At 37.5% G+C, this 21,859-nt stretch carries 8 protein-coding genes; all 8 read right to left on the minus strand.

Annotated features, from left to right (window positions below):
- Positions 1-152: 152 nt before the first annotated feature.
- The 8 genes from AB6N04_RS10110 to cmoM all read right to left on the minus strand — a co-directional run bounded on the left by AB6N04_RS10110 (position 153) and on the right by cmoM (position 21,815).
- Entirely contained in the window at positions 153-10,379 is a 10,227-nt protein-coding gene (locus AB6N04_RS10110) for an anthrax toxin-like adenylyl cyclase domain-containing protein (RefSeq protein WP_369308174.1), read from the minus strand.
- A gap of 186 nt (positions 10,380-10,565) precedes the next feature.
- Positions 10,566-11,201: an MBL fold metallo-hydrolase gene (locus AB6N04_RS10115; protein ID WP_369308175.1), complete on the minus strand. Its 636-nt coding sequence runs from the start codon at positions 11,199-11,201 to the stop codon at positions 10,566-10,568.
- Positions 11,202-11,240: 39 nt separating this feature from the next.
- Positions 11,241-11,789: a DUF882 domain-containing protein gene (locus AB6N04_RS10120; RefSeq protein WP_369308176.1), complete on the minus strand. Its 549-nt coding sequence runs from the start codon at positions 11,787-11,789 to the stop codon at positions 11,241-11,243.
- A 531-nt stretch (positions 11,790-12,320) separates the two neighbouring features.
- Positions 12,321-14,105 carry a L,D-transpeptidase gene (gene ldtD / locus AB6N04_RS10125; protein ID WP_369308177.1) on the minus strand — a complete coding sequence of 595 codons (1,785 nt, stop codon included), beginning with the start codon at positions 14,103-14,105 and terminating at the stop codon, positions 12,321-12,323.
- 451 nt (positions 14,106-14,556) lie between these two features.
- Entirely contained in the window at positions 14,557-18,999 is a 4,443-nt protein-coding gene (mukB, locus tag AB6N04_RS10130) for a chromosome partition protein MukB (RefSeq protein WP_369308178.1), read from the minus strand.
- Positions 18,999-19,724, minus strand: coding sequence for a chromosome partition protein MukE (mukE, locus tag AB6N04_RS10135; protein WP_369308179.1), 726 nt, complete (start codon positions 19,722-19,724; stop codon positions 18,999-19,001). Before mukE ends, mukB begins: the two co-directional genes overlap by 1 nt.
- Complete coding sequence (gene mukF / locus AB6N04_RS10140) at positions 19,705-21,030, minus strand: chromosome partition protein MukF (RefSeq protein ID WP_369308180.1); 1,326 nt, start codon at positions 21,028-21,030, stop codon at positions 19,705-19,707. Before mukF ends, mukE begins: the two co-directional genes overlap by 20 nt.
- Positions 21,027-21,815, minus strand: a complete 789-nt coding sequence (gene cmoM / locus AB6N04_RS10145; protein WP_369308181.1) for a tRNA uridine 5-oxyacetic acid(34) methyltransferase CmoM — start codon at positions 21,813-21,815, stop codon at positions 21,027-21,029. The genes mukF and cmoM overlap by 4 nt, the downstream gene beginning before the upstream one ends.
- Positions 21,816-21,859: the final 44 nt, after the last annotated feature.

Raw genomic sequence — 21,859 nt, forward strand, 5'->3', positions numbered from 1 at the left:
AGCGTGGTTTTTCCCACTTTGTGTTATTAGGCGAAAATCACTATAGTGATTTTCCTAGTTTATTTTCAAAACCTATCCAACCTGCAGCCAAACATGTTATGTTTGGCTGCAGTCTGAAAAGGCACTGTAAAGTGCCTTTTGTTGTTTTAGCATCACAATGTATTCGTTAAAAATTGTTCAACATGCATCACTGGGTTCCATACCGTTTTATGAGTGTTAGGGCTATTAATCATACTTAATTCATCATCAACCCGTTGCTCAACAAGCGATTGAATTAACCTATCCACTGTTTGTTCCTGCTGCGCATTCCACGTCGCTTTGTCGCTTTGCTCAAATTGCATATCAATAACATTTGCCATGGAGGATAATTTTGTATCGTAGCGGATAGTGACTGTGCGCCCTGCATCAGACTGATAAACCGTTTCTCTAATACCTTCGGCATTTACGCTATCTTTTATCCAAGAACGTTGAAAATTGACTAATACAGCGCGGTTACGGCCATAACTGTCATCAATAGTCACATGGCCTTTCCCATAACCATTGACAAGGTAGTAATCGTTGCCTTGCCCACCCATAAGCAGATCATTACCATCCAATGAAATCATCACATCACGGGCATAGCCCCCAAATATTCTGTCATCCCCCTCCCCTGAATAGACGACATTATCTACTTCAGAGTCACCCAATGTGACTGCCAAAATGATATGATCATTGCCTTTTCCCCCCTTAATAATGCGGCCATGATGGCTATTATCGATGATTAAGTCATCACCATTCTTACCATCAATTAGCCAATGGGTTCGAGAGTGATTAGAACCAATGATGATCTTGTCTACTTTTTCTGTTGTTAGAATAGTCGAAGTAGGCAGCGCCCCTCGTAATTCACTCGAAATTTCATCAACAGGCTGCCAAATATCTTTTAGACCCTGCTTTTGTGCATGAGATAACTTACGTGCTAATTCATCAGTAAGCGCTCCCATCCCGTTTTGTGTTGTGGTTTGTAAATTAACTGGAAATTCATCATAGAGGTGTATCATGGGGGCAATTCCCATTTTCTCAGAGGATTGTTTTATTTTAACTATCTTTCCAGCTTCTGAAATATAATAAGAGAATACCGTGCCATCTGCTTGTTCTTCAATAATTGGCTTACCTTTAAAATGAAATAAATCAACCGTATTGGTACCTTCCCAGTCATCAATATACGCCATTCCTGAATGACGCCCATCGACAATATAATGATCATCACCTGCCCCGCCCATTAATGTATCAATACCTTTACTCGAAAGTAATACATCATTGCCGTTCCCCCCAGAAAGGTGATTTTTACCTTCTCCTCCGTATAAAACATTATTTCCATGGAATGTTTTAATTGTGTCATCACCTTCACCACCAATTAATATACGGCTATCGCGACTTTTATCTAATATTAAGTCATTGCCCGATTTACTATTTATCAGGTTGTTTTCAACATAATATCCGTCGGGCAAAATAATAGTATCATTTTTATCTGTACTTTCATTTGGCCTATTGACTAATGAAAGCGTGCATTCATCTCTTATTAAATTCACTGAAAACACATTGCTATCTTTATCTTGAATAACCACTGACTGACTCATGCTTTCATCATAGTTTTCAAAACGAATAGCAAACCGTTTATTATAGAACCTATCTTTAATAAATAATGTTTGGTTATCTTGTTGTAAATCGAAACCATTCAATGTGGGTAATAATAGAATAACTTTATCTTCATCTGTATATAATCCCCTCACCGTTGAAAAATCAAAAATGATTGCCGTAGGATCATCTTTTACCTGTTCAATACGATAAATATCTTTCCCTGTACTAATCTTGATATGATTACCTGAAGACACCTCCGTAATAATATCATTCCCACGAGTCCCTTCATAAGTTAAATTTTCTGCGAGCCCGGTCCATTTAAATTCTCCCCAGCTAGGGGAAACATAAACACGATTTCCATCTATGACAATGGCATTACTAGCGGATTCGATATACACTGATTTATCATTTTCCCTAACTGATTGATCTAATGTTTCGATGTAACTAATAGAAAAAATTTTATCCCTGAATATGCTTGGGGTGTCTTTATCCAAACTGGTTAATTTACTACTGAGTATAAAACCATCATGTGTTTTTAAAATATAATTGTGGTTAAGTTCTCTACCAGAATCAGTGTTTCTATAGAAATTATTTAGCTTAATTATCGGTTTACTTGAAACATTGGAAAATGAAATACCATCTATTATTTCTTCATTCAGTTTTATCTGCAAAAATAGGTCATTACCCTCTATATAGACATCTTCAATTTCCCTTAATGTATATTCTAAATTAACCATACTTGTTGATTGGCTATCTTCATCAATAATTACTTTTGGTTGATACACTAAACTCGTATTTTTATAGAATTTATTTATTACTTTTTTAATTTCTACTTTTTTATTAGTTTGGTTATATTTTTTTACATGTAAATATAAATTATCCACTTGATGATGCCATACGTAACGCCTAATCTGATAACTATCATTCCCTTTTCCACCTTTAGCATAGCCTTGCACTAAAATAAGTTTATCATTACCACTGTCACCATACAGCCAATCGTCTCCACTACCACCATCAAGAATATTATCTTTTTCGTCACCGAGAACTCGGTCATTTGTTTTATTACGCAAAACAATATTTTCTATGTTTTTTATATATGCAACATTAATAAACCCTCCAGATTGATTATTTTTATAAGATACATTATTTTTCGCCAGTTCAATATCAGCATAGTATTTATCCGGCATACTATCAATTATCAATGTATCTTGCCCTGATAAGCCATCTAAAAACTTAGTAATTTTCCCAATACCATATGGTTTCAAAGAATCTATACTGTTATCTCTTAAATAGAAATAATCACTTTTCTTTCCCCCCGCAAAATATTTTTCACCAGAGAGAATAAGAAATGCATTCATTTTGTTTTGATGACCAATAATAACATCATTACCACTTGCCGTATTGAAACTACTACCAGTGCTATCATTCGTATTTAAATACCAACTTATCCGTTTTCTATCATTTATAATATGTTCACTGAACCGTTGATAGGAGCCATGCAGTGTTTGACCAAATACACCAAATCTGGTTTTTAATGAAAAGAAACTCAGTTGCTCAGGTATTGAAAAAGCTAATTGTTCTTCAACTGATAACTTAAAATCACTCTCGTTGATATGATGACGCGATTTAAACTCCGTAAATAAGCTATCAGAGTATTCGGGATTAAAATTATAGCGTTCATGTGAAGGCTCTTTACCCGTTTGTTGTAAATCAAATAGTTCTTTCGCTTCTTTACTAAATTCATTGACAAAAGTGCCCCCATTGTTCCTTCGAGATGGCTTACCGACGCGACCATCTAACAGCATAATATAATTATTTAGCAAAAAATCTGCGTCATCTTCGGTGAAATAAGGAGCACCTTTCTTACTATAAACCTCTTTATAACTACCTGGCCCATATGAGATTTTCCCTAATGTTCCACCAAAATAGTTATTTTTATTATCCACTAAATAATAATATTGTTTTTTCTGGTAAATAGGTTTCTCTATGATACTTAAATGATGATCAAAACCTGATTTTGCGAGTGTTTGCTCATAATGAGCAAGATCACTTGCCCAAGCGTCATTTTTAAATGCATCAATATAACGTTTAATTGTCATTTCTTGCTGACTACGTAGTGTTGGCTCTAGCCCCACAGCCCCGCGTATGCCTTCTTCAAGTTCACGGCTCCAGCTAATATCAATCTCTGCTTTAATATTTTCAACAGCACGCCTTCCGTTATATACCCATCCACCGACAATCAACAATCCCCCGACAACTAAGCCAAGTACAGGAATAGTAGAAGAAGCAGCCAACACGCCAATCACGGTGACACCATTAACAACAAAGCTGGCAATTGAAAATGATGCATTAACAATCAAGTCTTGGCGCTGTTTAGGATCTGATACATGCTCTAATTTAGCTAAATTATCGTAAGCTTGGTAGGCATCTAAGCCCATCCCTACCAAATTAAAGACAATAACCGTTCCCGCAGCGAGTCGGCTACAAGCTAATGAAGAAGCCCCTGCTTTACTGGCAAAATTTAATAAAATAGGTTGCAATACCATATCGCCATAGTTAAAAAATGCAGTACCACAAGCAAGATAATACTGCTTTTCTAATTCGGCATATTCCGCTTCTGTTAAATCAGGATCATCCAGTTTTTTAAGAATAGCATAAATGCTAATCACCGTTTGTGTGATACCAGCCCCACCCATTCCTTGACCAAAACGATTTCCAATACGTTGAAAGCGTGGCAGTTTTAAACCTACTTTATGCAGCTTATTAATTAATTTCGCTTTAATCTCCGGGCTATCTATATCCATATCTTGAGATAAATATTTTAATTGTTTCCTTAATACTCCACTTTCCTTAAAATTAGCATTGTCATAGCCAATTGTTGTTATTTCCGGGTCATTGAGTTGTTGACGGATGATTTTTAACAGTGCTAAATCGCTATCATTGCCTTCTAACATAGCTAACTCAGCAGCTAATTTTTCGCTATGAAAACGTATTTTTTTATGCCAATTAAATTTTGTTGTGTCTGAAATTGCCAGTGGCTTCCCATCAATTTCGGCACCTAAATTCTGCAATTTAAAGAAAGGAATTTTTTCCCCATGTAAAACAACCCAACTATTTTTTTCATCACCATAGACTGGATGGTTGATGATTTTGGCTCTTTGTGTTTTCTGTTCTAGCGCAATATCACGGATCTCTTGGTCATCAAAATTAATCCATTGGATATCGCCTCTTATCCGCCCAAAATTATCGATATCAAAACCAGCCTGTTTTGCTCGAATAATCTGTTCACCATCTATATTCGTAATTTCCTCTGTTAAATAGTTTTTCACCAGCAAATGAAATTCATGCTTTGCTAATTGCTCATTTTTATTTGTGACACTTAGTTGTATTCCTATAGGGTCAAGTAAACTATATTGATATATCCCTTCATGATACGTATGGCTAATGGTAAAGGTTGCTAATTTTCCTTTAATAAGTAAAACACTATGTCTTTGGTGATGGTAATCAATATTCGATGCTGATAATGTATCTAATATTGATTGGTCAGCAATATGAATCCCTTTACGTTGTAGTGCAGTTTCAGCACCCGCAATATACTTTGATATTTTATTTAAAAGGTCATTTTGCTGTTCACTCAATTTACCTTGCAGTTGTATTTTTTCTAGCTCAACCTTACGTTCGATTAGCTTTCTCGCTGACTCAGCGTTACCTAACTGTGTCTCAAAACCATAAATAAGACCAATTTTATTGTCGATATCATTATGTTTACCTTGTTGGCGAATGATACCGTGGTTAAATAAAGTAACTTGGCTATCGAGTGTTCTATTTTGAGCTTGATTAAGTAATTGGTTAAACTGCTGTTGCCTATATTGGTAATTGGATTGATAATGTTGCAACACGTCATTCAGTGCTAAACCTTTATATGGCGCATTTTCGCCAATAAAATTATCATCATTTAGCTGACTGATTGCCATTAATTGGTCACATTTTAATATATAAGCATTGGGATCTGAAACTAATGCTAATACTTTACCACGATCAAAATCATTTATTGATGGGAATGCGGCTTTCAATTGATTAATCGATGAATCACTGAGATGATTAAGAATATCCGGATTATGATGAATCCCTTGCAAAATTGTCAGAAGATCTGCGGATTGTTGCTGTATTGAAGATGGTATTTTTAACTCAAACAATGTATTCCATTGGTTTATATCTTCAAGGTTCCCCCCCATAAGATATTTATTGATTTTACGGCTTAATAGCGGATCGTAAATGGCACTATTTAGCTTTTTACTATCTATATTCCCCGTCTTATCAGTAAAATATCTCAATAAATAATTATGTTCGACTTCATTTATATCTGATATTAAAATATTTTTTAATGCCAACTTTTCTAACAGGGTGCGTATTTTTGCATGATCTGAGTTCCCCATCGTACTATGGCTTTCTAGGGTTATCAGATTTTTCACATGGTATATATTCGCTGAAGAAGTGTAAGTCGTAGTCAATTTAGCCTCTATACCATGATCTTTTAGGCTATTAGCTAAGTTTTGATTGAATCGCATCAGTTCATGATTAGTAGAGGCACTCTCAGCACTGGTACTATGGTACCTAATGTTTTCAGGTTTCAAGTATGGGTATTGTTTTTTAACAGCAATAAACCCAGCAACAAGGTCGTTTGCTGGCCTTTTTGCTAGCTGCTCATCACCGATAACAACCCAATTAACTGATTTTTCAGATGGTAATACAGATGGAACTTCTGTTTTTCCGTATTCTATCCTCCACGTTTTAGCATCAACGTCCATCTGTAAAACAATCGTATTTTTTGGCGAAGTTGCCACTAATCTTTCAGCGATATTTTTTCCATTTTCATTACCAACCATTCGAATAACCACAGTGAATGATTTTTCATCATTCACTCGGCTTAAACCAGATTGTCCCTGAATAGTTTTACTATCTATCATTTTCCATATTGGAACCTCGATAAAACCTTGATCATTTATTTTTTTCGTGAAAACTGAATAAAAATCATCAGGTAAAATATTATTAAAATATCTTAGCTCCTCGGTAAATTGTTTATAAACAGCTGGGTTATAAGCTATCTTTTTTATTAACCCAATATCCAATTGCTTAGTCTCAGGATGTTTAAATACGGAGAAAGGATCTGGTGTATTTTTCGCAATCAGCTGTTCTATTGTCAGATTTTCTTTACTAAGTTCATCAATAAAATACAGTATGCTAGGATTATTATTTATTTTTATCGTTGAGGTTTTTAGATCATACTGATAGATATTTTTAAGATTTTTCTCTTGTGAAACAAATCTATTCTTTCTATCCACCGTAACAAATTTATTCCCACCTATATTTGCACCCACCAAGTATTTATAGCTACTCACTGGCATATACATTTTATTTTTCGCAAATTCATTTACTGCTAAATAGGTAAAATTCTCGTTAATTCCTCCTCTAGATAATTCACATCCAAATAAAACTATCTTATCGGGACTTTGACTTCTTAGGATTTTTTCTCTTAAATAGCAAATTGAGTCAACAAACTTAGCAGCTTTTTCTTTGGAAAACACTGTTTGTAAGTTATTACCATAATAATCTCCATGACCAACAATGATCCACCTGACTTTACCCGAATGAATTTTATTCAAGTCACCATGTAATATCTTGTATTGCCAATCCTGTAAATTATATTGAATTACCATGGATTTTTCAGGATGCTTTGAAAATACCCTAGCGACTGTTCCGCTGGTTGTTTCATCACCTTCTATTTGTATAATCACATTGTAATCATATTCACTTGGTAGCGTCTCTGAGGGATTTTTTGTTTTTTGTTTGTACAAGTTATTATATTTTTCAATTGCATTCCCCCATTGATCTATTATTGATGTATTACGTGAGTGCTCCCCACCTTGAGTATTTTTATGTACATGATAAATATCCCCCAAATCACTATCTAGCTGTGCAATTGGCTGACCAAGTTCTTTAATTAAATAATCATTTTTTAATTCTTTAGTACTTTTATAGTTTGTGTTACTCTCATTTTCTGATGAACTTATTTTCCGTTTTATCTCCTCAGCATTTTTTATATAACTATCAGATATCTTCCGTTTTGGGTTAAAATATTCACTTCCTTCACCCGTATTCCAGTTTTGATTAAATGGAACACGGTAATCTTGATTAATTAATAACTGTTGAAAATCAGATAACTGCTTAATATTATCAATTACAATTGCCCCATCACTATTCATTGGGAAGTAAGTATTAATGGGATGTTCTACTCCATATAGTGCACCTTTAGCTTTTAATTTCTCTGGCAAAAAAAATGTAATTGGGAAATTATCTTTCATGACGCTAGCTGGATTGGCATCATCAGCACCATGATGAATTAATTCATAACCAGCAACACACCCTAATTGACGATTAATTTCTTTTTTTATCTCCTTAATTCTTTTATTTATAATACCATTTTCTTTACCTTCCTGTTTATTATATTCTATTTCACTATTATAAAGTTTTTTTTGTTCAGCGTTTAGCTCTTCATATATAACCGTTTGCTTCCAATCCTCCCAACTTGGCATTTCACTAACTTTTACATAGTGTTCTAGTTCTGATATAGGGAAAATAATGCTAAAAATATCATAATCCGCTGTCATTCCTTTATTTGTTTTTTTATCACCCAGTATTTCAAAAGGTACTATTTCATCGCCTTCATCAAGATGAAATACCTGCCAGATAATGTTTTCATTCCGATGTGTTTTTTTTAATAAAAATATTTTTTCTTTGCCATCATATGTCGCTATCGTCGCACTATATTGCGTTTCACCCAATGCTTCTAGTGGAGTAATCGTTTTATAGCTCATTAATTCATCTACACGTTCCTGTGTAATTTCAAGCTGTACTGCAATTGCCTGTGTTTGATCAATGGATTGCTGTATATAACGATTATATTTTTCAAATTCATCTCTAGCTGACTTTTTGGCGAACTGTTGATGAATAGGGATAAAACCACTATGAGGCCCCCAATCTGAACTTTTACCTTTTATATTTAATCCTTTGCTACTATAAATTCCAGAGTTGATTAAGCTCATCGATTTAGGATCGACTGGGCGAATGCCGATTACGACATTATATTTTTCTGCAACCTTCGTAATCGCATGTTGATGACTTTCAGATATACCAATTGCGGGTGTAACTGTATTTTTTGCTAATGCTTTAATATGTAAATTAATGCTTTTATAATCTTTATCTTCAACACTTTTTTTGAAATTAGTTAAATCAAGAGTTCTGATGATTTCTTCATTGACAGGATAAATTTTATCATTCCCATCAGAAATGAATATATTGTCTTTTATATCGCCTAATATCCTTTGATTATCTTCAATTAGATCATATAGACTTAAATAGTCTAGAATATCTGTATATATATATTTCTCATTATTTTCGATCGTCAATTTTATTTTAGCAATATTATTTATTGTATTGAATTCCTCATGAACAACTTCTATATTATTATTTGTGTAGGCTATTTTTCGTTCGGAAAGAAGAACGTTCTCGGTTATTTTTACATCATTATTATTTAACCATTTTATTTCATTATAATTGTCATGGTTAATTTGTTTATCATTATAGACAAAAAGCAAAGAAACATCATAGCCACCTCGTTTATTTTTTATAAACTCTTGTTTTTTGCCATATTCATTTAAAAATTTAAAAAACCTTACTTTGTCATTCACTTGATATAACTTATGATTAGAATCGAAAAATCGATACCACCATTGATTTGTGGTTGGCTCGTAAATAGCAGATACCGCCATCTGATGATATTCAGAGCCAAACAGAAAATATGCAGACTGCTTTTCACTTTGCGTTATTTTAGAAAGTAGTTTATTGAATTGCTTTATGCTTAATGTAAACTCCATTCCACGTTCGTAATGAGTATAATTATGGTCAAGGTTACCGATAGTTAAAGAATTTAGCTTATAATATGATTCTAGTTTTAAATACTCTTCTCTTCTTAAATTCTGATAGACATAATGCATCACTATTCTAGCATCTTCTGTATTAAATTTATCATTAATATTATTCGCTCTACTTGAAAGTTCACTTTTAAGCTTTTTTAATAATGGATCTGAATTGATTCTTTTTCCTTCTTCTGTTAGAAAAAATTGTTCATCAGCTATCAGTGCGGAAATATATTCATTTAACACTATCTTTTGTTTTTCTATAATTGATTGAATGTAATCCGTATGATTTACATGCATTTCAGTCGAAACATTATTTAACTCTACTGCATTTTCTAAGTAATTAATTAATTTTGTATTTTCATTTACCTTGGGATAATAAAAATTATCTTTATATTTATAAAGTACATAGGATCTTTCTGTTATCATTTGAATACGAATAACTTCAAGCATATACTCATTGAGTAATGATCTTGCATGAATTTTAAGTGCATCATATCTTATCCTTTCTATTGGACTCAAATCCTCTATATCTTTATTTATGATATACAATAAATTATATAACTTATTAATATAATCTTTCCCTTGACCAAGGCTATCATATTTTAAAAATGCATTTGAGAAGCCATAACATAAGCCTCCAGCTTCATCACCATTGCCTACAACAGTATTTGAATAATCCCATCCATACTCTGTCATGAGTTTAGAAAAAAATGCTGTATTTTCAGGTAATTTAATATATTCAATAAAATCATTCTGGTTAAATTTAATTTCCATATAATTCATTTAACAATCCTTATTAATATATATATTTTCATATTAAAAATATCAGAATAAATCTTTTTATCAAAATTAAAAAAGAAAAATTAAGACAATCTTTTAGTGCGAATTTAAAAACACAAAACAATACGCCCCATAAATGGGGCGTAAATTAAAATAACAACTATAAATTATTAAAAGTTTATAACGTGATCAATCATTTTGTAAAAAAGGATTGGTCTTACGTTCAAAACCTAAATTTGACATAGGTCCGTGACCCGGAATGAACTGATAGTCATCACCTAATGGCAACACTTTATTTTTAATCGATGCGATTAGCTCCTGATGGTTACCCCGTGGGAAATCACTACGCCCGACTCCCCCTTTAAATAACACATCCCCCATTGAAATCAATTTATCATCATGATTGACGAAAATGATATGTCCAGGCGTATGCCCTGGGCAATGCAATACATCAAAGCTAATGCCACCACAAGTTACTTTATCCCCTTCTTCTAACCAATAGTCAGGCGTGAAATCAGGGCAATCTCCGATATAGAACATCGCATTTTGTTCAGCAAGGTTTTCAATCCAGAAAGCATCTTCTTTCTGAGGACCATAAATGGGGACTGAAAAATGTTTGGCAAGGGTAGCTGATGCACCAATATGATCTGAATGACCGTGGGTAAGCAGAATTTTCGTGAGGGTTAATCCACGGCTTTCGATAGCTGAAATCAGTTTTTCTGCTTCACCGCCGGGATCAACCACTACTGCATCTAATGTATTTTCATCCCAAATAACCTGACAGTTTTGCATAAACGGCGTTACTGGGATAATAGTGTATTTCATCGAACAATTACTCCGTAATCTGTGTCACCTATGCACAGATTACCACGTTCTTGCCGGTCCTGTATCGATATGTATAAAATTGCTGCGAGGATAATAACCAACACCACCCGCATTCATTTTGATTGCCGCTTTACGAATATGACTTAATTGTACACCTTCAATATGAAAATCCATCGCTTGTCCACGTGTGTGGTAGCTTTTTTTCGCAACCCCAGAGCTTTTACTGCGTAGTTTATTATTGGTTTCTAACGAACGATAACCCGAGATCAGTTGGACTGGCTTATTGGTTCCCATCATCATTTGTAATAAATATATTTGATCAAAGAGTTTTGGATCGATAGTTTTCACTTTGTCACAACGGTAATCACGGAAAAAGTGATTCAAACGTGCAAGTTCCGATTTATTGTAACGGTGACCATCAAAAAATTCTGTTTTTAAAAATTCGCCAGTATTAATATTTTGAAAACGTAAAATGCGAGGACGCGGTGTCGTCATTGCGGCAAATACATGACTTGGCAACAAACTGAGACCGACTGCTGCTGCGCCAATTCCCAGCCATTTTCTGCGGGTTTGATCAATAATATCCATAGGTGATAGCTCAGACTCTAATAATATAAATAAAAATTCAATGAATTTTAGACAACTTGTTGAGTCTAGCAAATCATTCTCAATTTTAATGTATAATTATGTAAAGATATGCATAATTTAAGGCAAATTTATTGCAATAATCGTCAAAAATCGCGTCATATCACTAAATTCTGTGCCTTGATAACATTATTACAGTAAATCTGTTATTGAGTCATCTTTGGAAATACATAACCCCAACAATGTAAGCTAAAGAATAATCATCCCTTGTGAGTTAACAACAGAATTGTTCTGAATTAAATGGAAATGAGCAAAAAGCAATAACAACCGAGAGGTTTTCTCCGCTGTTTGTGATTGTTGACAAAGTGAGATAACAATATGTGTTTTCCCACTTTATGCTATGGGACGAAAATCAGCACATTGATTTTTCTTGTTGATTTTTAAAACTTATCCAACTACCGCTAACCATTTCACGGTTTCGGCCACCTGAAATAGAGGGTCTTCTCCCTCTATTTCCTGATTAGTCAAAAAAGATCACAGCATAATTTTCTTTAACATCGGCAAATAGTCACCTACATTATCAATGCTATTATCATATTGATAAATATCGGCACGGTATTGAGGTTGCTGGTCTTTATCTACCCAAGCGGTTTGGTAATAAAGATAAACAGGAATTCTGTCAGGAATATTGACATAACGTGTTGAACCTTCTTTCAATGCCCCATCAATACGTTTTTGTTCCCACCCTGCATCACCAAGCAAAATACTGGCAAGCTCACTGGCTTTATTCACGCGTACACACCCTGAGCTTATCGCACGTGCATTACGGTTAAATAAGTTATGGTTTGGTGTGTCATGCAAATAAATCGCATCAGAACTTGGCATATTGAATTTATAGCGCCCTAACGAATTCGTTGGACCTGGTGCCTGCCTAATACGATATGGGAAGTTTGCTGGGGTAATATTATCCCAATCAATTGAATAAGGATTGATTTCATAAGCATCTGGCCCCCAACCCGAATAAACCGTGTAACCTTTGCGGCTAAAATAGCTAGGATCTTGCTTTCCTTTTGGGGCAATATCTTTACGTGCCATACTGGTTGGTACGCTCCAAGGCGGGTTAATTACCACATTATTTAATGCGCTGCTCATTATTGGCGTTTTACGATCCGCACGACCAACGATAACTTTTGAATCAAGAATAACTTCATCATTCAGATAAAAGTCTAATGAATAACCGGGGATATTAACCAAAATCCCGGTGCCACTACTTGCAGGAATAATACGTAAACGCTGAATATTCAGCGCCATCAAACCTGCTTTTTGTGCTGGCTTCATATTAAGCCAAACCCGAGTCCCTTTACCAATTACCCCATCAGCCTCTAAGCCGTACTGTAACTGGAATTTTTTGACTGCATCAACCAGTTTTTGGTCATAAATTTTTGACGCTGCATTAACGGGTTTCGCAGGTTCTGCAACAGCCGCTTCGTTCGCCTGCTCGCTGGCTTGTTCTGCCACTTGCGCTAACGTTTCTGGCACCTCAGTTTCAACCACGTCTTCAGTAGCACCTTCACTTAATAAACCTTCACGCTGTAAAATTTTACGTAACACAAGGACATCGTCACTGGATTGCCCCGGTTTTAATGTCTTTGTGCCTGTCAGTTCTAACGTATCTTCAGGTAGCGCCAACAATTTAAGCATTTCTTTGCGCATTGGCTGGTACATTGGATGATTAGGCGCTTGTTCTTTAATCCATTCAGTCAAGCGCTGTGCTTCCATAGCCTCTAACCAAGGTTTCATCTGCGCAGTGGTTGGTGCGATAATTTTGTATGGACGGTTAGTGTACAGCCAATATTGCCCACTCGCTTCTATGGAAGACAAATACTGAAGGTATCCAAGCATTGCATCAGATAAAATAACATCACGCCCCAGTTCACTGAGCTGGTTATTTTCCAATATAGACAGCCATTCACTAAATTGAGGTTGAATCCCAGAAAGTGATAGTTCTGCTAATTGTTGTTGGAATTGACTCACCGCCGTTTCATCTTGCCACAACAGTGCCATTTGCTTATCGGCATATAACTTGGCAAGTTGCGTTGCAAAAATAGGTTTCACATCCGAGGGAAGTGACGCCGTGATCTTTGCCATACTTTCTGTTGGTGTTACCGTCACTGTTTCTTTAACTTCAACAACTTGTGGTTGTTGCGCTTCGGTGACACTTTGCTGCGTATTTTCATCATTAGAAAAAGCGGGAAACTGGAATGCCATTAACCCACATATTACTGAGACTTGCAGAGCTTTCACTCTTCTCTTTGCCATACATCCACCTTAAGTTACTACATGGATAACAATAGTTTTTTTATTATAGTTGCTATTTTATTGTATTTTATTTTAACAATAATGTTATAGGAATAGACTAATTTTCGCTATTTTGAATGTTCAATCATCTGAAATAGTTAGAATTCAAATATACATTTGAGAAATAGAATTATTCCCATCTTTAACATTTTAGTGTTTTTTACCCGTTACTCCTTGTATTAAACAATGTCACAATACACATAGTTGAGTTTTATTTTTATGAAAAGTATTTACCCAACTTATTTAATTACTCAATAACCTTATTCTTAGTAATGAATTTACGATTAAAAAATAAAATCCAAACTAATCTAATAACAATATATTGATGACAATTGAAACTCTATAACTACTCAATATAAAAACGCCGACATTTATGACTAAATATCGGCGCTTAATTAAATGACATTACTCACTATTGTTGTAATGACTCTCCTGTAACAGGACTTTCTTGCCCAAAACCTTTCAGACCAACGACATGTACGTGTTCATTATTACCAAATACTTTACGTACCAATTTATAAGTTGTTCCTTTTTCTGGGCTGATATTTTCAGGCGCAGCAATAATTAACTGCATTTCTAACCTATCACACAGCTCAAATAATGTGGCGATCGATTTTGCATCCAACCGCGCAGCTTCATCTAAAAATAGTAATCGGCAAGGAATAATATCTTTTGCACGTAAACGACGCGACTCTTCTTCCCAGCTTTGAACAACCATGACTAAGATGGACATCCCCGTACCAATTGCTTCTCCGGTGGATAACGCGCCACTTTCTGCTTTTAACCAACCATCAGAGCCACGATTAACCTCTACATCTAACTCTAAATAGTTACGGTAATCTAATAACTCTTCCCCGATAGTTTGCGGTAAGCGTTGCCCAACATCCACTTGAGGATTCAAACGCTGATACAGTTTTGCCATCGCTTCAGAGAACGTTAAACGTTGGCTAGTAAACAAGTCTTGGTGCATTTCGCTTTCTTCGGATAGCACACTGAGTAACAACGCGTGGCTTTCACGAATATTCACGTTTAGACGTACCCCTTTAACCTGACCAAATGCCACCGCTTGTAACCCTTGGTTAAGCATACGGATGCGGTTTTGCTCACGTTGGATCGTTTTGCGAATAATATTTGCCACACTTTTCGAGCTAATCGCCAATTTTTGCTCACGCGCAGTTAATTCTTCTGTTAAACGCGCTAACTCGATTTCCATTTGCTCAATCGCATCAATAGGGTCATCAGTACGAATGATATCTTGGCGAATACGTTCACGTAGATGCTGATAAACGGCAATAAAGAACTGGATCTTACGCTCAGGGTGTTTTGGATCTTCCGATAAACGTAATACATCGCGTAAATGTTCGTTATCTGACACGGCCAGACGTAGTGCTCCCAAGGCCTTATCCGACATGGAACGCAGACTATCACCATCGGTGTATGCGAGTTCACGGCGATGTAAGCGGCGTTCAACACCGTTATCTTTCACCAAACGCATCACTGCACACCAACCTGCTTTCGCAGAAACCACTTGTTCACGTAACAAGTAGTAATCTTTCTCAAGTTTACGTAGACGTTTTTGTAAGTTATCCATTTCTGCTTCACATAAGGTGAGCTGTTTTTCTAACTGATTAATACGACTACGGTTTTCCATTACACGTTGGTGCAACTCATCACGACGAATACGAGCTCGTTCTTGGGCATCAGGATCCGCTTTAACCCCAATCTCCTGCATTTCGGCTTCTAACTCTTTTAGCATTTCTTGCTTCGTGTCAAAAGAACTGCGTAATGAAGCGAAAACTTGGTGATATTGCGCTGATTGAGATTGATGCTGACGTAATTGCTCGCGAGCATGGGTACGTTCCGCTTCCGCTTGCTCTAAACGTTGACGTAACTTCTCGTTGAGATCCGCATTTTCATTGACCATGCCCGTCGAATCACTGTAACTAAAGTGCGCACGGCGTTGAACAACCTCAACAATTGCAAAAGCTTGCTGCTTAGCATTTTGCTGTGCATGTTTTGCTATATCGTAATCTTTACGTAATTGGTCGTACTGCTCAGGATCGCTGAGTAAAACCGTCACTATTGGCTCTAGTTTTTCTAACGCATGACCATGTTTATTTAGAAAGTGTGCGGCTTCTTCTGCTTCAATCAACTCTTCGCTAATTTCTTCTGCTCTATCCGCTAAAGTTTCATCAAGCAATAACCCCATTTGAGGCAAAAGTCGATTAAGCGCGGCTAAGCTTTCTTTACCTTGCGCAAACTGCTGGCGTTGCTGTGAGGTTTGTTCTTCAAATTGACTTAATGAACGTTCCAGCTCGGTACGTTTTTGATTTAATACCCGAATTTCAGCTTCAGGATCATCCTCAAACGCCACAGAAATGTGCTGGCCAATAAAGCGGCTGAATGCTTGGTGTGCACGCTGAATTTTTTGTACATCAAAAGATAGTGTCGCATAACGTTCGGCAAGCTCATCACGTTCCGCTGTAAGCGATTCCAAATGGCTTTCACGTGCTGCACGACCAAACAATGGTAATTCCGGATAGCGCGAATAGCGCCACTGACGATCAGATGAACGTACTAATACTGCATTTTCGAACTCTTGCGCATCAAAAACGCTATCATCAAAAGAAGACGGATCCCCTTCGATAAAATACACATCATCAGGGCAGTCTTGTAATGAATCTAGCTGGTTACGAACCGCATCAAGGTCTTGTACCACAATACCGTGACGAGCTGGACCATACAGCGCTGAGAAATATGCAGCGTCTTCAATCGTGATATCATCATAAATTTCAGACAACAAAACACCATTAAAACGTTCAGCCAACGCTAACATGCGGCTATCTTCTGCACCACTTGGTTGACTTAAACGCTCAATTTGCTTTTCAAGGTCACGACGCTGAGCTGCAACATCATCACGCTCAACGGTAATTTCACGCTCTTGTTCTAGCAATTGCTGCATAAATTCCGTCACAGCAGTACTCGAATCGAATGTTTCGTTAGATTGCTCGTTCAGTTGCGTTAATGCTTCTTGGGCCACAATCCATGCTGGCGCTTTCGCTGAAAGTTGGCCGATACGCTGGCGAATTTGTTCTAGCTCTTGACGCATTTGCATGCGTCTCTCACCACTTTCATTCACCTCGATGCTTAATTCTTCTTGTTGAGCTTCAAGCTCTGCCATTAATGCATCGAGTTCATCCGGCTCATAACTTTGGCCTTGGCGTTTACAAAATTCTGCAAGTAGCCTTTCTGCATTTTGTTGACTACTTAAACGCTGTTGTAATTCAGAAAGTTGCATACGCAAAGGTTGAACACGCTCTGCCAAATGTTGCTGGGATGACCAATCGCGCAATAATGCACGCGCTTGTTGGTATGCATCACTACGGCTAACCTCACCAATTATGTTCTTAACCAGTTGATAAGCTTGTTCAAATTGGCTATGAGCTGCATCCGCCACACTCATTTTTTGTTCAAGTGCTAATAATGCTTCCGTAGCTTGCTGCTCCCGTGCTTCAAATGTATCTAGCCATTCATCTGCATTATCAATAGTTAATTCAGGCAGTTGGCACATCTCACGGGCACGGTTCAGTGCATGTAGCGCTTGTTGGTATTGGATTGCGCGAGTTTGTTGCACATCAAGAGCTTGCTGGTAGTCTGCTAATTGATTTTTTAATTCATCAACTTCAATTTCTGCCGCTTCTGCACGTGCTTCAAACTCTTCTTGTGACTCTGTTGCCTGTGCAACAACTTCACTTTGTTCTTCAAGGCGGTAGGTTAATTCTTCAATATCCGCTTGATAACGATCGATTTTTTCTTGTTGGCGCAGTGCCGCTTGCACTAAATTTAAGTGGTCACTTGCCGCTTGGTAATCCGCTTCTAATTCCGTCGATGAGCCATTTTGCTCATTCAATTCGCGTGCCATTTCAATGCTGCGAACTTGCTCCACACGTAATTGCTTACGGCTTGCATATAGCTCATTACGTGCCGCTAGTGCCGCATCAAGGTGGATACGCCGTTCATTTGAGTGACGCATATAATCCGCAGAAACATAGTCTGTGGCTTGGCTAATCAAATGTTTAAATAGATCACGATCTGATTGGGTAACTCGAATCGCTTCTAGTGTTAAACGATTTTCTCGTAGCGCAGCTTCCATATCTTGGAACGCTTTACGCACCCCACTGTTTTCTGGCAGTAAATAATCACGTAGTGAACGGGTGATTGCACTTGAGATCCCACCATACAGTGAGGCTTCAATAAGGCGATAATATTTGCTGCGATCTCCCGCAGAACGTAAGCGCTTCGGTAATACCCCTAATTCAAACAGAACTGAATGGTAGTCAGTAATGGAATTAAACTGTTTGAATAAAACTCCTTCTTGCTCTTCGAGTCTCTCTTTTAATTCGTTTAATGGAATGACTTTTGCCTGACGACCATCAATCACTTCCGTCAAAATTTCTGTCGGTACTGTGGCAAGTGGTACGCCTTGCACCATAAATGGCTTAATGTCGACTTTTTTATCACGCCCTGCCACTTGTTGCAGACGCACGCCCACCATGACACGTTGGTGTTTTGAGTTGAGTATATCCAAGATGGCATAACAGACGCCAGGGCGTAACTTACCGTGTAAACCTTTATCTCGGGAGCCAGACGTCGCCCCGGCTTCTGTGGTATTACGAAAGTGCAGCAAGGTTAAATCAGGGATCATGGCAGTAATAAAAGCCGCCATGGTGGTGGATTTACCCGCACCGTTACCCCCAGAGAGCGTGGTCACCAACTCATCAAGGTCAAAAGTACGCGCAAAAAAACCGTTCCAGTTCACCAGCGTTAGTGAGCGAAATTTACCGCGTTCAATCATTATTCTTCATCCTCATCACTTTCTGCTGGATCTTGGCTATCTTCAACGTCTTCTTCATCACTGTCTTTCAGTGAAAGTTCTCCGTCTAAGGAAATAGCTTCACCATCACGGATCATGCGTAATTGAGCCTCTTGCGGATTATCACCGCTACGTACATCTGCCCCAAAACGGAAAACCGATTCGCTAATAATGAATTTGCTCGGATCATTTTGCAGAAACTGTACCATACCTAAACGGCGTAAGCGGTTTAGGGAGGTTCTTAATTTTTCCTGCAATTTTTGTTTATCAAGATCAGACCCTGTCGAGCGTTGATTGACAAATTTCAATAATTTGCTTTCATCCGCCAGCGATAACAATTCCTCAAATAACTCTTGAGAGGTAAAAATACCTTGGTTGCTTAAGCGTTCTGGACTCAGGTAGAGGTAGCAAAGGATTTTCCCAACCATCATATCCAGTTCAGATAATACAGAACGAGGAATTAATGTGGTTGAACGCGGGCGTAAGTAGAAAAAGCCTTCCGGGGCACGAATTAGCTCGACGTTATAACGTGCGTAAAATTGTTCTAACGCTTCCTGAAAATCCATCAAAAATGCGTGATTATCAAGGTCATCAACACTAATGTGGCGACCTGAACGCAATTGGCTATCTAGCTCTGGAAAAATAGGATTAGCTAATGCTTGAGCCAGCTTTACTGGTATAAATTGTTCAATATTTGTCGATGACATGTGCCTGTACCTTGGCTCCGTGATCATTAATAGCTTGCCATTCTGCCGGTAATCCCGCCAAATCAGCCTCTGCGATACCTAATTTTACAGCTTGATCAATAATAATTCGCGCTACATCAAAATGACGTTTTTGCGGATACTGCTGCAAGTAATCATGCAATACACGACCAACATCTAATGGACGTTGCTCTGCTTTATAGAATGCGAGCTCGGCCTCCATCAATTCTGCAAGCCTATCATTTAATTCGCTAAATTCTTCAAACTCAAGTTCTGGTGGCAACTCCCCCGTCACCTCTTCGTCGTGCAAGGCCAGTTCTTCATCCCGCATATCAAATAATCTTTCAGCATTGGCATAAGTAAGTGCCCAAGGACTGTCGAAATAATGTTGAACAGAATGGCGCAAGCGCTGAGAAAATATGCGGTTTTTATCCATATCAATGGCGGTACGGATAAATTTATGCACATGACGATCGTAACCAATCCAAAGGTCGATGGATTGCTGCCCCCAGCTAACAATACGGTCTAATTTGTTTTGTAAATCAAATACCAACCTGTCAACCATATCTGAAAACGCAGGGGCATTCATGTTGGCTTCTTGGATGCGCAACAAGTTTGCTTGCAGTTTATCCCCCGCCGCTTCTAACGTGTCTTGTAATTCCCTTAGCGTTCCTGAGGTTTCAGAAAGTAATTGTTCACAGTTAGCAATAGCCGCTTGCCAGTCTTGATTTAATAGCGCAGCAATATCTTCTTTTACCGAATTTTGTTGTTCATCCATAATCCGTTGTGATAAATCGATGCTATCAAAAATTTCAGCTACAGAATATTTTAGGGGCGCGAAAACATAACGGTGCCAATAAAAGTCATCACCGCCCTCTTCAGCCGCTTCCGCAGCGCGTTGCAATTCGCCCGCGACAATAGACAATTGCATAGAAAGCCGTAATGTTGAAAATTCACGTTGGCGAATATAGTAATCGCTGATACCAATGCCTAACGGGGTTAAACGATAAATTGCATTGCCTTCAACAAGATCACTCGCAAAGCGGTTAAATATTTTTTGGCGCACCATATCATTAATGGCGTTATTTGCGCGTACTGCCAGTGATTCTGTGGTCTGTTCAAACCCTTTGCAAACTTCACGAAAGGCATCGACCAATTCCCCTTCACTCATTTCACCATTTACCCGTTCACTGTTGAGCACAGCAACGGCAAGCAAAAACGCTAAACGTTCAGCGGGAAGTGAAATCGCAAAGTCATTTTTTCGTGCCCAAGACACAAGTTCGGGGACGGTCTGGGAAAAATCACTCATAAATCGTCCTTTTGTATTTGTTTGCGTGCCATGACATGAATATAACGCCCCATGCTGATATACGGTTCTTCGCGACAATATTGTTGTTCTAATGCCAATAATGCAGGAAAATCTTTTTGCTGTAACTGCCGACTTTGCAAATAATCATGGAAAACCCGAACACCGCTTTTTCCTAAAATATCCATCTTACACTCAGCTAACCATTCATCAACTTGTTGAGGAAATAACGGTTTTTGCGGCGACAACGAGCGTTTACGACGACGCTGGATATGGGGCGTTGCGAGATGGAAATTCCCTAAAATCGCATTACGCATGACCAAGCCATTTGCATTATAGAACATGACAGAAAATACGCCTTCTGGTCTGATTATATCTGCCAGTTGCTCAATTGCATATTTTTGATCGCTAATCCATTCAAGTACCGCATGAAAAAGAACAAGATCAACAGGTTCATCCACATATTGTGCAATATCCTGTACCGCACAATGGATAAATTGCATGTTATCGCTAATACCTTCTTGTTGGGCTAGTTCGCGAGCTCGTTCAAGCATCTCTTCGGATAAATCGCAAAGTATGATTTGATGACCTAATGCCGCTAATTTGCGCGAAAAATGACCTTCCCCACCACCAGCATCAAGGATCCGCAGAGTTTTCCCCTTAAATTGATGATCTAATAGTTGAGTTAAGTCTTGCCAAACCACCGCTTCGCGTATTTTCCCTTTGGTGGTTCCGTAGATATTTTTTGCAAATTTATCAACAATATCATCAAAGTTGCGGTCTGCCATGTGCTATCCAGTTGCTTATCATTCGTTATTTACAGCATATTTAT

It is taken from the genome of Providencia rettgeri, assembly GCF_041075285.1.
GTDB classification, from domain to species: Bacteria; Pseudomonadota; Gammaproteobacteria; order Enterobacterales; family Enterobacteriaceae; genus Providencia; species Providencia rettgeri_G.

What these genes read in the sequence shown, in the direction of transcription:
- AB6N04_RS10120 (WP_369308176.1), bottom strand. Translation starts at nt 11,789, where the DNA reads ATGGATATTATTGATCAAACCCGCAGAAAATGGCTGGGAATTGGCGCA.
- AB6N04_RS10110 (WP_369308174.1), bottom strand. Translation starts at nt 10,379, where the DNA reads ATGAATTATATGGAAATTAAATTTAACCAGAATGATTTTATTGAATAT.
- ldtD (WP_369308177.1), bottom strand. Translation starts at nt 14,105, where the DNA reads ATGGCAAAGAGAAGAGTGAAAGCTCTGCAAGTCTCAGTAATATGTGGG.
- cmoM (WP_369308181.1), bottom strand. Translation starts at nt 21,815, where the DNA reads ATGGCAGACCGCAACTTTGATGATATTGTTGATAAATTTGCAAAAAAT.
- mukB (WP_369308178.1), bottom strand. Translation starts at nt 18,999, where the DNA reads ATGATTGAACGCGGTAAATTTCGCTCACTAACGCTGGTGAACTGGAAC.
- AB6N04_RS10115 (WP_369308175.1), bottom strand. Translation starts at nt 11,201, where the DNA reads ATGAAATACACTATTATCCCAGTAACGCCGTTTATGCAAAACTGTCAG.
- mukF (WP_369308180.1), bottom strand. Translation starts at nt 21,030, where the DNA reads ATGAGTGATTTTTCCCAGACCGTCCCCGAACTTGTGTCTTGGGCACGA.
- mukE (WP_369308179.1), bottom strand. Translation starts at nt 19,724, where the DNA reads ATGTCATCGACAAATATTGAACAATTTATACCAGTAAAGCTGGCTCAA.